Raw genomic sequence first — 12,894 nt, 5'->3', positions numbered from 1 at the left:
GACGACGTCCGGACGGCGACGAGGACCCTCTGATGCAGCTGCACCGTCTCGAGGTCGAGGGATTCGGCCCCTTCCGTGCGCGTCAGTTGGTTGATTTCGACGTCTTCGCCGACGACGGCATCTTCCTGATCGCCGGACGTACCGGAGCCGGCAAGTCCAGCATCCTCGATGCCGTGTGCTTCGCGCTCTACGGCGGCGTCCCTCGGTACGAAGGCGGTGAGAAGAGGCTCAGGAGCGACCACTGCGAACCCGATGACGTGACTCAGGTCGTCGTCGAGTTCAGCACCTCGGCCGGCCGCTACCGGGTCACCAGGTCTCCGGAGTACGAGCGGCCCAAGAAGCGCGGGGGCGGGCTCACCGTCCAGCCCGCAGCCGTGCAGCTCGACGTGCTCGTCGGCGGGGAATGGATCGGCCTCGCGGCCAAAGAACGCGAGGCCGCACACGAGCTCGATGAGATTCTTCAGTTGAGCCGGGAACAGTTCCTGCAGGTGATCCTGCTGGCCCAGAACCGGTTCTCGGAGTTCCTGCTCGCCGGCAGCAAGGATCGCCAGGCACTGCTTCGACGGCTGTTCGGCACCGAACGCTTCGAAGACGTGCAGGCGCGGTTCGACGAGAGGCGCAGAGAGGCGGAACGCGCGCTCGGTTCCCGCCTGGCGACGGTGGCCGCACGTCTCGACGAGGGCGAACGGATCGTGTTCGCCGCTGAACTCGGCGATGCAATCGGCAGTGAACCCGCCGATGAACCCGCCGATGAACTCGGCGGTGAACTCGGCGGTGAGCTCAGCGGTGAGCGCGTCGGCGAGATCGTCGACGGTGCGGGAGATCCCGCCGAGTCCGTCGCGGTGGCGGGAACCACACAGGAGCGCCTGGCTCGACTGCGTCAGGCGAAGGCCAGAGCCGACTACCGGGCCGAACGCCGCGTGGCTGAGCATGCCGAGGCCGAGAGGCTGTCGAGCGCTGCCGATGCCGCGTTCTCGGCTCTCCGCGACGACCAGCGCGCACAGGTCGAGCGCGATCGGGCACGGGCGGCGCTCGCGCGCCTCGACGCCGAAGAACCCCAGATCGCCCAGGCGCGCTCCGAGTGGGAGAACGCGAGAGCCGCCGAGATCCTGCGTGCGCCGATCAACGCGGCGGCGACGGCGGTGGCGGCGTCGGCACTCGCCCGAGATGCGGAATCGCGCGCGCACACGGCCTGGGAGGCGTACGGCATCGATGCGCCGGACCTCGCGGAGTGGGCGGAGGAGCGCACCAGGCAGACCGGGTCCTGGGAGCGCGCATCGCAGTGGGAGCTCTCGGCACCGGAGCTCGATGCAGAACTCGTTGCGGCGAGGGAGGAGCTCGACGCACTCCTCGCCCGCAGGGAGGAGAGCGAGGAGGAGCGGCGGGCCGTGCCCGCCCGACTCGAGGAGCTCACGATCCAACGCGATGAGGCCAGGCGCCTCGCCGACCGTGCCGACGACCTCGCATCCGCGGAGCGTGCGGCGGCGGACCGTCATGCGGCGGCACTCGATGTGGTGCGTCTCGACGCCGAGCTCGTCGTCGCCGATCGCGCCCTCGCCGACGCCAGCGCCGTGCTGGCCACCGCGCAGTCGACGCTTGCGCAGCTGCGGAAGCGCCGTCTCGACGGGTTCGCCGGCGAGCTGGCGACCGCGCTGCACGAGGGCGAGGCATGCCCTGTCTGCGGTTCGCTCGAGCACCCGGCACCGGCCGAGCACGCCGACCCCGTCTCCGCCGAGGACATCGATCGGGCCGAGGCCGAACGCGACCGCCTGGCCGAGCGGGAACGCACCGCGAGTGATGTCGTGGCGTCTCTCCGTCTCGCGCACGCGGCGGCTCTCACGAAGGCCGACGGTCGTGATGTCGACACCGCCTCCTCCGAGCAGGCGCAGGCGGCGCACGCCCTCGCCCAGAGCCGGTCGGCGGCGGAGCGCATGCGCCAGCTGGAGGAGCACCGTGACGCACTGACCGAGCGGATCCGTCGCCTCGATGAGGAACGCGAGGCCGACGAGGCGTCTCTCGCCTCTGCGCGCGAGACGCACGCCCTGCTGACCCAGCGGGTCGAGGAGACGCGGGCGGCGATCGCGGAGGCCCGCGGAGGCTTCGCGTCGGTGGCCGAGCGCCTGGCCGCGACGATCGCCGAGGTGGCGGCGGCGCATGCCCTGATCGAGGCCGCGGCCGAACGCACGCGCCGCGGCGAGACGGCATCGACCGCGACCGCCGAGCGGGATGCGGCGATCGAGGACTCCGTGTTCGACGACGTGGCGTCGGTCGAGCGAGCGCTGCGCTCGGCGTCGGATCAGCAGGCGCTGGAGGCTCGGGTCACCGCCCACTCCGTGCGCCGGGAGAAGGAGCGGGAGATCCTCTTCGACCTCGAGCTGCGCACGCTGCCGGAGGAGCCGATCGACCTTCAGTCCGCCGAGCAGGAGTCGCAGGCGGCACGGCGACGATGGATGACGGCCGTCGACGAGGCCAGCCGCGCGACCGCGATGGCCGAGCAGCTCGGGGCAGCGATCGACGCGGCCGCCTCGGAGCACGCACGCACGGCCGACGATGCCGCGGAATACGAGGTTCTCCGCGATCTCGCCGACACTATCGCGGGGCGCGGGGCGAACACGCGCAAGATGACGCTCGAGACCTTCGTCCTCGCCGCAGAGCTCGAAGAGATCGTCGACGCGGCCAATCGTCGCCTCGGCGACATGTCGACCGGGCGCTATCAGCTCCGCCACTCCGACGCTCTCGCAGCGCGCGGGGCGGCTTCAGGTCTCGGGATCGTCGTCTTCGACGCCTTCACCGGGCAGACGAGGCCCGCGCAATCGCTCTCCGGAGGCGAGACCTTCCTGAGCTCCCTGGCTCTCGCTCTCGGCCTCGCCGAGGTCGTCACGGCGCGGGCGGGCGGCATCCGTCTCGACACCCTCTTCATCGACGAGGGGTTCGGCTCGCTCGACGGCGACACCCTCGAGGTCGCCATGCGCACCCTCGACGAGCTCCGCCAGGGCGGACGCACGGTCGGGGTCATCAGCCATGTCGAGGCGATGCAGGAGCAGATCCCGGCGCAACTCCGGGTGCGCGCCACCTCGGAGGGGCCCAGCGTCATCGAGTCGCGCTGATTCCAGCGTCATCGAGTCGCGCTGATGCGCACGCCACGGTCGCGGGCGCGTGCGTTCAGTGCGTGTCGTCAGACGCCGTACTCGCGACGGATCACCTCGCGCAGCTGCACGCTGCACCGCGCGATGGCCTCGCGGAAGTCGACGAGAGCGCCGTCCTCCGCGTGATCGGAGATCGCACGGAAAGCCCGGATCGGCACGCCGAACTGCTGAGCGACCCAGATGTAGGCATAGGTCTCCATGTCGACCAGCCCCGCACCGGACGGGCGGATGACGGCGGTGATCCCGGCATCGCCGACGAAGCTGTCACCGGTGGCGATCAGCACGCCCTCCCGGCCGGTCGACACCCGGGCGGGGAGCGATACGTGCTGGCCGGCGACGCCGTCGAGGTCGAACACATCGTGCTGCAGAGCGCTGCCGATCTCGTGCACGGTGGCCTCGAGGTCGGGGTCGATGCCGCCCGCGGTGCCGACCACCACCACCTCGGAGTACTCGGCGGCGTCGAGCGCGCGTGTGAGCGCGTAGACGGCCTGCATCTTGCCTTCTCCCGTCACGAGCCGGTCGAATCCCTCGAGGTCCTCCGGGAAGGCTGCGAGTTCGGAGGCCATGGCTGCGACGAGAAGTTTCACCCCGCCATCCTGCCAGGTGGATCGCGGGGCGCGAAGCCGTGCGCGTGCGCTCGGTTCATCCCGATGTAACACTGGAGGAGGATACTGACGTCGAATAGACCGGAGGAACACGTGTCCCTGCAGAAGCAGATCTCTGAAGCACTCGGTGTCGTGGCCGAGATCGACCCCGAGGTCGAGGTGGAGCGCCGTGTGCAGTTCCTCGTCGACTACCTCGGTGCGACCGGTGCGAAGGGGTTCGTCCTCGGTATCTCCGGCGGCCAGGACTCCACCCTCGCCGGCCGGCTCGCCCAGATGGCGGTCGAACGCGTGCGAGCCGAGGGAGGCGAGGCGAAGTTCCTGGCCGTACGGCTGCCGTACCGGGTGCAGAAGGATGCCGACGACGCCGAGGCCGCGCTCGAGTTCATCGCCCCTGACGCGTCTGTCGAGGTGAACATCCAGAACGGCGTCGACGGCGTCGAGGAGGACATCGAGTTCGCCGTCACCAGTGACATCAGCGACTTCAACCGCGGCAACATCAAGGCCCGGGTGCGCATGGTGACGCAGTATGCGCTCGCCGGTCATGACGGGCTCCTGGTGATCGGCACCGATCATGCCGCCGAGGCGGTCACCGGCTTCTACACGAAGTTCGGAGACGGTGCCGCCGACATCCTGCCCCTCTCCGGCCTGAGCAAGCGCCAGGGGCGCTCGCTGCTGCTGCGTCTCGGGGCCCCCGATCGCCTCGCCTTCAAGGTGCCGACCGCCGACCTCCTGGACGGTCAGCCCGGCCGCGCCGACGAGGACGAGCTGGGGCTCACCTACGAGCAGATCGACGATTTCCTCGAAGGGCGGCAGGTGGACCCCGACGTCGCAGGGCGGATCGAGTCGCGCTACCTCGCCACCCAGCACAAGCGGAGCCTCCCGGTCACCCCCGACGACACCTGGTGGCGCTGACGCCGGCTCGGTCGTGATCCCGTGTCGGATGCCGCGGCTAGTGTCGAAGCATCCGAAGGAACGGGAGAATCGTGCGGATCGACACTCAGGCGCAGCGCGTCATCTGGAGCGCGAGCGACCTCAAGGCGGCTGCGGAATGCGAGTTCGCCTGGTGTCGGGCGATCGACGCCAAGCTGGGGCGGGTCCCCGCTGTCGTCGAGCCTGAGAACGCCACGCTCGCCCGGGCCGCCGAGCTCGGAGACGTGCACGAGCAGAACGTCCTGTCCCGGTACATCGACGACCTCGGCGATGATCGGGTCCACCGCATCGAGAAGGTGTCGTCGGTCGATGCCGAGGCGCTCGCGGCGGCCGTCGACGAGACGATCCAGGCGCTCGCCTCCGACGCGGCGGTCGTCTTCCAGGCGGCGTTCGCGACTCCCGAATTCGTCGGGTTCGCAGATTTCCTGAAGCGTGACGACGACGGCCGCTGGCGCGTGCAGGATTCCAAGCTCGCCCGCACCGCACGGGTCACAGCCCTCATGCAGCTGGCGGCATATGTCGACCAGCTCGACCGGCTCGGCGTTCCGCGATCCGACTCCGTCGACCTCATCCTCGGCGACGGCTCCCTCAGCACGCATGCCGTCGACGATCTGCTCCCGCTGTTCCAGGTGCGCCGTGCCCGCCTCCGAGCGCTGATCGCGGACAGACGGATCGACGATCCGTCTCCCGAGGCCGCCCTGGCGTGGGGCGATGATCGGGGCGACCTCGAGGTGGTGGCCTGCGGCCGGTGCGCCACCTGCGAGGAGCAGGTGATCGCGCACCGCGATCTGCTGATGGTCGCGCGTATGCGCCCCGTGCAGCGTGCGCGTCTGCGTGCCGGCGGGATCGAGACGATCGACGCGCTGGCGGAGGCCGCTGCGCCGCCCGACGGCATGAACGCCGACACGTTCGAGACGCTGCGGGCGCAGGCGCGGCTGCAGATCCGGGCGGATGCCGAGGGTGTGCCGACCTACGACGTGCACTACGCCGCGGCGATCCACACACTGCCCGTGCCGAGTCATGGCGACATCTTCTTCGACTTCGAGGGCGACCCGCTCTACACAGAGCCCGCGCCCGATGGGCAGGGTCACTGGGGCATCGACTATCTGTTCGGATGGGTCGACAACGCGGATCAGTACACCGCGCTCTGGGCGCACGACTTCGCCGCGGAGCGGGAGGCGTTCGAGAGATTCCTGGATTTCGTGAAGGTCCGCCGCACCGCCCACCCGGGCATGCACATCTACCACTACGCGCCCTATGAGACCTCGCACCTGGTGGCGATGGCGGCGCGTCACGGTGTGCGCGAGGCGGAGATCGATCGGCTGCTGCGCGAGGGAGTGTTCGTCGACCTCTACCCGCTGGTGCTGCGCACCGTGCGGGTGGGGTCGAGGTCGTACTCGATCAAGAAGCTCGAGCCGCTGTACATGGGTGCGGACGTCCGCACCAGCGATGTCCAGAAGGGCGACGACTCGATCGTGCAGTACGTCGCCGCCCGTGAGCTCGCCGCCGCCGGGCAGCGTGCGGAGGCGGATGCGGTGTTCGCCGACCTGGCCGACTACAACCGGTACGACTGCGTGTCGACGAGGCGTCTGCGCAACTGGCTGATCGAGATCGCCAAGAAGGAGGGCGTGAACCCCGCCCCGCCCGACGAGGCCGACGAGGTCATCTACGAGCCGTCTCCGCGCTCGGTCGCTCTGCTCGCCGACGCCGAGCGCGCCATCGACGACGGCGGCGACGGACTCGTGCACAGGATCGCCGCCGCGGCGATCGACTACTTCCCCCGTGAGGCGAAGAGCTTCTGGGTGTCGCACTTCCAGCGGCTGCGCGAGCCGGTCACGATGTGGGACGGCACGCGCGACGTGGTGCGCATCGACAGGGGTGCGTCGCGCGTGGTGCGCGACTGGAGCGTGCCCGAGGGCCGACGGGTGATGTCGCGCGATGTCGAGATCAGGGGAGAGGTGTCGCCCGGCACGACGGTGGGTGCCGGGGCTCAGCCTTTCGCCCTCTACGCGGTGCCGGCTCCCTTCGACACGGAGGTGCCCTCGCGCGCGGTCCATGTGCCGCACACGGTCACCGTCGCCGAGGTGCTCGACGACGGCTTCCTGATCACCGAGACGGCCATCCAGGGACAGACCTGGAGCGAGGTGCCGCTCGCCCTCACCCCGGCCGCCCCGCCCCGGGTCGTGTCGCTGCAGGGGGCGATCGACGAGTGGGCCGACGCCGTGCACGCCGAGGCTCCGGCATTCCCGCGCGATGCGGCGACCGACATCCTGCGTCGTGTCCCTCCTCGGACGATCTCGGGTGCGCCGCTGCCGACGGGCGACGGCGACACGATCGATGCGATCGTTCGCGGCATCCTCGACCTCGACCGCAGCTACATCGCCGTGCAGGGGCCACCCGGGACCGGTAAGACCTACACCGGCTCGCAGGTGATCGCCCGTCTGGTCTCCGACCACGGTTTCCGGATCGGGGTGGTCGCGCAGTCGCACGCCATCATCGAGAACCTGCTCGACCGCGTGGTGGCAGACGGCGTTCCCGCGGCGCAGGTGGGTAAGTCCCCGAAGGATCCGTCGATCGACCCGTCGTACACCGCGATCCCCAAGAGCGGGATGGCGGCGTTCCTCGGCGAGCATGCGCACCACGGTGTCGTCGTCGGGGGGACGGCCTGGGACTTCAGCAACACCGCTCGCGTCGATCGAGGAGGACTCGACCTGCTGGTGGTCGACGAGGCCGGCCAGTTCTCGCTCGCCTCGACGATCGCCGTCGCCGCGAGCGCGCAACGCCTGCTGCTGCTCGGTGACCCGCAGCAGCTTCCCCAGGTCAGCCAGGGCGCGCATCCTGAGCCGGTCGACACCTCGGCCCTCGGCTGGGTCATGGACGGCGATGCGGTCGTCCGGCCCGAGCAGGGCTACTTCCTGGCGCGCTCCTGGCGGATGCATCCTCTCCTCGCCGAGCCGGTGTCCACGCTCGCCTACGCCGGGCAGCTCGCATCCGCTCCCGGCACCGAGCGGCGGGAACTCGAGGGGGTCGATCCCGGTCTGCATGTCGTCCCTCTGCGGCATCGGGGCAACGCCACCGAGTCGCCCGAGGAGGCGGCCCAGGTCGTCGCGCTCGTCTCCGACCTGGTGGGCCGTGCCTTCACCGACAACGACGCGACGGCGACGGTGCGTCCGCTCGCCCAGAGCGACATCATCGTGGTGGCGCCGTACAACGCACAGCGTCAGCTGGTGCACGACGCACTCGCCGAGGCCGGGTTCCCGGACGTGCCGGTCGGAACCGTCGACAACTTCCAGGGCAAGGAGGCAGTGGTCTCGATCACGACGCTCGCGGCGTCCAGCGGACGGGACGCTCCCCGCGGGCCGGAGTTCCTGCTGCTGCAGAACCGGCTCAACGTCGCGATCTCGCGAGCACAGGTCGCGGCCTACCTCATCCACTCTCCGGCGCTCCTCGACGACCTTCCGCGCACTCCCGAGGGAGTCGCGCGGATGAGCGCGTTCGCCCGCCTCGTCGGCGCCGCGAGCTGACAGGCGGTCGCGACATGACAGGTGGTCACGACATGACAGGTGGTCACGGGGCGCAGCTCCTGCACACGACCGAGGAGATCCTGCGCGCATCGGCGCAGTGGGTGTGGTTCCCGCGCGGCAGCGAGCAGGAGAAGACGGACCTGCAGCTGGTGCGCCACCCCGAGCGGTTCGGCGGTGGCGTGCGCGGATCTCAGGTCGAGTCGGAGGCCGATGCCGCGGACGTCCTCGATCATGCCCTCGCCCGTACCCGGGCATGGGGCGAGAGCGAGCTCGTCTTCTGGACGAACGCGTCGGATCAGCCCGACCTCGAGCCCGAGCTGCGCCGACGCGGTGCCGAACACATCGACACGGTGGCGGTGTTCGCCTGTCCGGTCGAGGGAGCAACCGTGGACGTGCCCGACGGCGTCACCGCCGAGGTCGTGCGGACGCTCGATCAGGTCCGCGAGGTCGATGCGATCAATGTGCCGGTGTGGCAGCAGCAGCCACTCGACGACGAGGGTCTGAGGGTCGAGTTCGAGGAGGTCACCTCGACGTTCGAGGCGGGAACGCACGTCCGCGTGCTCGCGCGCCTCGACGGGGAGGCCGTCAGTACCGGCGGGTGCACGATCGTCGAGGGGTTCGCTCGTCTGTGGGGCGCCGCCACGATCGAGCGGGCCCGAGGCAGGGGCGCCTATCGTGCGGTGCTCGCCGAACGGCTGCGGGTGAGCGCGTCTCTCGGGGCGAAGACGGCGCTTGTCAAGGGACGCACCGCGACATCGGCTCCGATACTCGCTCGTTCGGGTTTCCTCCGTCTCGGCGAGGAGCGCGGATACCGCCTGACGGTGTGATCAGAGCCGGTCCTCGTCGGAACATGCGCCGCACCGACGTCGTCGGCCGTCACCGTGTCGAGACCCGGTGTCAGCCCACGCCCACCTCTGCGCCGACGCCGACGCCGAGCTCCTGTCGGACGATCCGAGCCCCCGCCGACAATGCGCTGAGCTTGTCGAACGCGACGCCTCGCGGAAGGGGGGCCATGCCGCAGTTGGAGCTGGGGATGAGCAGGTCGGCATCGACGAACTCGAGGGCGCGCCGGAGGGTGCCGGCCACCTCTTCCGGAGTCTCGATCTGCTCGCGCGCGACATCGATGGCTCCGAGCATGACCTTCTTGCCGCGGATGAGCTCGATGACATCGATCGGCACGTGGGAGTTGTGACTCTCCAGAGAGACGATGTCGATGGAGGACTGCTGCAGAAGGGGGAACGACTCCTCGTACTGTCGCCACTCCGCACCCAGCGTCGCCTTCCAGTCGTTGTTCGCCTTGATCCCGTATCCGTAGCAGATGTGCACCGCCGTCTCCGCACGCAGTCCCTCGGCAGCGCGCTCGAGTGCGGCGATGCCCCAGTCCTTGGTCTCATCGAAGAAGACGTTGAAGGCAGGCTCGTCGAACTGGATGATGTCCACGCCCGCGGCCTCCAGCTCCCTGGCCTCCTGGTTGAGAATCGTGGCGAACTCCCACGCCAGCTTCTCGCGGCTGCGATAGTGGTGGTCGGAGAGGGTGTCGATCATCGTCATCGGGCCGGGAAGCGCCCACTTGATCGGCCGATCGGTCTGCTGGCGCAGAAAGGCCGCGTCCGCGACGAACACCGGCTGGCGTCGGCTCACCGCGCCCACCACGGTCGGCACGCTCGCGTCGTACCGGTCGCGGATGCGGACCGTCTCGCGCTTTTCGAAGTCGACCCCGTCGAGGTGCTCGATGAAGGTGGTCACGAAGTGCTGCCGGGTCTGCTCGCCGTCGCTGAGGATGTCGATGCCGCGTCGCTGCTGCTCGTGCACCGCCGCGCGCAGTGCATCCTGCCGGCCCTCCACGAGCGCGTCACCCTGCAGCTCCCACGGCGACCAGAGCACCTCGGGCTTCGCCAGCCACGCCGGCTTGGGCAGGCTTCCGACGATCGAGGTGGGCAGCAGCGTGTTCACGGCCGTCGATCCCGCGCCGCTCATCGGACCAGGGCGGGGTAGGAGGCGGCCCACTCGTCCAGCACCCGACGGTGCGGGGTGACGAAGTGCTCGTCGGCGTAGCGTCCCTGCGTCACCGCCAGTCGGCTCCGCTCCTCGCGGTCGTAGGTGATGTCCGTGCGCTGGAAGTCCTCGTGCTCGAGGCTCGGACGATAGACCTCCGCGGCGGGTGCGTCGGCGTGATAGATCTCGGGGCGGTAGATCTTCTGGAAGGTCTCCATGGTGCTGATCGTGCCGACGAGCTGCAGATCGGAGTAGTCGCTCAGCAGGTCGCCCCGGAAGTAGAAGGCGAGGGGGGCGACGCTGCCGCGCGGCATGAAGTACCGCACCTGCAGACCCATCTTGCCGAAGTACTCGTCGGTGAGCGAGAACGAATCCTGCACGTACTCGGCGCCGAGCACGGGATGCTCCTCGCCGGTGCGTCGGTACGTCCGGCTCGTCGACACGCTGATGCAGATGACCGGCGACTGCGGGAACCGCTCCCGATACGCGTCGGACTCGACGAAGTGCTGGAACAGCTTGCCGTGCAGCGCGCCGAAGTCATCGGGCGTCGTGAAGCCCCCTCCGCCCGCGTTGGCGGCGGGCAGGACGATGCTGAAGTCGTAGTCGCGGATGTAGGAGGAGAAGTTGTTCCCTACGATGCCCTGGTGGCGCTCGCCCGTGAGTCGGTCGAGGATGTGCACGTCGAGCACCTCGAGGACGGGGAACTCCTCGTCCGCGCCGTCGGAGAAGCGCAGCTGCACCGAGATGATGTCGAGCTCGACCGTATACCGGTCCCCGTCGGGGTTGTCCTCGTGCGCGAGGTCGTTGAATCGACGGTCGATCATCGCGAGCGCGTTGCGGAGGTTCTCCTGGCGGCGCTCGCCGCGCGCGAGGTTGGCGAAGTTCGTCGTGATCCGGGACGCATCCGACGGTGCATAGTCCTCGTCGAAACGCGTGGTGGTGATGCTGAACGTGATGTCGTTCGCCATGAGAAGCCAATCCGAAGGGGGTGAGGCCGGGGTCGGCCTCTCAGGAGCTGTGCTCTCATCGTGCAGCGGGAGCGCGGTCATCGGGTAATTCGGCTCCACTATGCGTTCCTATAGGATTGGGCTATGCCAAGACGACCGAGCGGCATCACGCTGCAGCAGCTCCAGTACTTCATCGAGGTCGCTGCGGAGGGATCGATCACGGCCGCGGCCGATCTGCTCTATGTCGCCCAGCCCACCATGTCGGCGGCGATGAAGGACCTCGAGACCCGGGTGGGCCGGGCGCTCCTCTCGCGCTCGGCGCGCGGAGTGACGCTCACCGGCGACGGCGTGGAGTTCCTCGGTTACGCCCGTCAGGTCGTCGAGCAGGCGGAACTGCTCGAGCAGCGATACCTCGGCCGACCGCCGTCGCGGCGACTCCTCGGGGTGTCGACCCAGCACTACTCCTTCGCGGTCGACGCCTTCGTGCGGATGGTGAAGAGCACGAATGCGGCGGAGTACGAGTTCTCGCTCCGGGAGACCCGCACGTGGGACATCATCGAGGACGTGCGGACTCTACGCAGCGAACTCGGCATCCTGTTCCGCAACGACTTCAATCGCAACGTCATCGACAAGCTGCTGCGCGACTCGGGCCTGGCGTTCCATCCGCTCTTCCTCGCGGAGCCGCACATCTTCGTCTCGCGCCGCAACGCGCTCGCTGCGAGGGAGCGCGCGACCCTCGACGATCTCGTCGGACTGCCGCGACTCACCTTCGACCAGGGCGCGAACAACTCCTTCTACTTCGCCGAGGAGATCCTCTCGACCCTCTCGAGCGCGCAGGAGATCCGGGTGTCCGATCGTGCGACGATCTTCAACCTGATGATCGGCCTCGACGGCTACACGATCTCCACCGGCATCATCAGCGACGACCTCGACCCCGAGATCGTCGCCGTGCCGCTCGATGTCGACGAGCGGATCGAGATCGGGTGGGTCGGGCGCACGGCCATCCCCCTCACCGAGCAGGCGCAGCGCTACCTCGCCGAGGTGCGTGACGTCGTCGCGGGCTTCGGCGTCGCGCTGCTCGACCAGCCTGCGGGAACTCAGACCGTGCCGTAGAGGCGGTCTCCGGCATCGCCGAGTCCGGGCACGATGTACCCCTTCTCGTTGAGTCGCTCGTCGAGAGCGCCGAGCACCAGAGTGACGTCGCGGTCGCCGACGAGCGCCTCGATCGCCGCCACGCCCTCAGGGGTGCCGAGCAGGCAGATCGCGGTGACGTCCTTGGCGCCGCGGTCGAACAGGAACTGGATCGCCGCCGCGAGCGAGCCGCCGGTGGCGAGCATCGGGTCGATGGCGAAGCACTGGCGGTCGCTGAGGTCGTCGGGCAGACGCTCGGCGTAGGTCGTCGGCTCGAAGGTCTCCTCGTCGCGGACCATGCCGAGGAAGCCGACCTCGGCGGTCGGCAGCAGCTTGACGAGCCCCTCGAGCATCCCGAGTCCCGCACGCAGGATGGGGACCACGATCGGACGCGGCTCCGAGATCTTCACGCCCATCGTCGTCGTCACCGGTGTGGTGATCTCGATGGGGCTGACCTTGACGTTTCGCGTCGCCTCGTACGCCAGAAGGGTCACGAGCTCCTCCGTCAGCTGCCGGAAGACGGGAGACGGTGTGCGATGGTCGCGCAGGACCGAGAGCTTGTGGGTGACGAGAGGGTGGTCGGCGACGTGGACACGCATGGATACAGGCTAATGCG

Annotated in this window: 9 protein-coding genes; 5 read left to right on the top strand and 4 right to left on the bottom strand. The window is 69.2% G+C overall.

Going from position 1 to position 12,894, the window contains the following annotated elements; all coding sequences use genetic code 11:
• Window positions 1–32: 32 nt before the first annotated feature.
• Window positions 33–3,107 (top strand): AAA family ATPase, encoded by a 3,075-nt coding sequence (locus ASD43_RS01345; RefSeq protein WP_056412560.1) that lies wholly within the window; start codon window positions 33–35, stop codon window positions 3,105–3,107.
• A gap of 68 nt (window positions 3,108–3,175) precedes the next feature.
• Here the strand turns inward: ASD43_RS01345 and ASD43_RS01340 are convergent, their stop codons facing one another.
• Window positions 3,176–3,733, bottom strand: a complete 558-nt coding sequence (locus tag ASD43_RS01340; RefSeq protein ID WP_056412557.1) for a phosphorylase family protein — start codon at window positions 3,731–3,733, stop codon at window positions 3,176–3,178.
• 111 nt (window positions 3,734–3,844) lie between these two features.
• Here ASD43_RS01340 and nadE point away from each other — a divergent pair, with 111 nt between their 5' ends.
• From nadE to ASD43_RS01325, 3 genes are all read left to right on the top strand, one after another.
• Window positions 3,845–4,663 (top strand): ammonia-dependent NAD(+) synthetase, encoded by an 819-nt coding sequence (gene nadE, locus ASD43_RS01335; protein ID WP_056412554.1) that lies wholly within the window; start codon window positions 3,845–3,847, stop codon window positions 4,661–4,663.
• A gap of 71 nt (window positions 4,664–4,734) precedes the next feature.
• Window positions 4,735–8,205 carry a TM0106 family RecB-like putative nuclease gene (locus tag ASD43_RS01330; protein ID WP_082539159.1) on the top strand — a complete coding sequence of 1,157 codons (3,471 nt, stop codon included), beginning with the start codon at window positions 4,735–4,737 and terminating at the stop codon, window positions 8,203–8,205.
• 32 nt (window positions 8,206–8,237) lie between these two features.
• Window positions 8,238–9,032, top strand: a complete 795-nt coding sequence (locus ASD43_RS01325; RefSeq protein WP_056412550.1) for a hypothetical protein — start codon at window positions 8,238–8,240, stop codon at window positions 9,030–9,032.
• 70 nt (window positions 9,033–9,102) lie between these two features.
• On the opposite strand, the gene ASD43_RS01320 is transcribed toward ASD43_RS01325, so the two are convergent.
• Together ASD43_RS01320 and ASD43_RS01315 are read right to left on the bottom strand one after the other, a co-directional pair.
• Window positions 9,103–10,158 (bottom strand): methionine synthase, encoded by a 1,056-nt coding sequence (locus ASD43_RS01320; RefSeq protein ID WP_056418827.1) that lies wholly within the window; start codon window positions 10,156–10,158, stop codon window positions 9,103–9,105.
• Window positions 10,159–10,178: 20 nt separating this feature from the next.
• Window positions 10,179–11,168, bottom strand: a complete 990-nt coding sequence (locus ASD43_RS01315) for a putative oxygenase MesX (RefSeq protein ID WP_056412547.1) — start codon at window positions 11,166–11,168, stop codon at window positions 10,179–10,181.
• Between the two features lie 123 nt (window positions 11,169–11,291).
• On the opposite strand from ASD43_RS01315, the gene ASD43_RS01310 reads away from it, so the two are divergent.
• Window positions 11,292–12,260, top strand: a complete 969-nt coding sequence (locus ASD43_RS01310) for a LysR family transcriptional regulator (protein ID WP_056412544.1) — start codon at window positions 11,292–11,294, stop codon at window positions 12,258–12,260.
• Here the strand turns inward: ASD43_RS01310 and upp are convergent.
• The gene (upp, locus tag ASD43_RS01305; protein WP_045254751.1) at window positions 12,245–12,877 is read right to left on the bottom strand and encodes a uracil phosphoribosyltransferase; all 633 of its coding nucleotides are present in this window, start codon (window positions 12,875–12,877) and stop codon (window positions 12,245–12,247) included. The two genes, ASD43_RS01310 and upp, sit on opposite strands and share 16 nt — an antisense overlap.
• Window positions 12,878–12,894 lie beyond the last annotated feature (17 nt).

This window comes from Microbacterium sp. Root553 (assembly GCF_001426995.1).
Lineage (GTDB): Bacteria > Actinomycetota > Actinomycetes > Actinomycetales > Microbacteriaceae > Microbacterium.
This window is presented reverse-complemented; position numbering and strand designations above follow the sequence as displayed.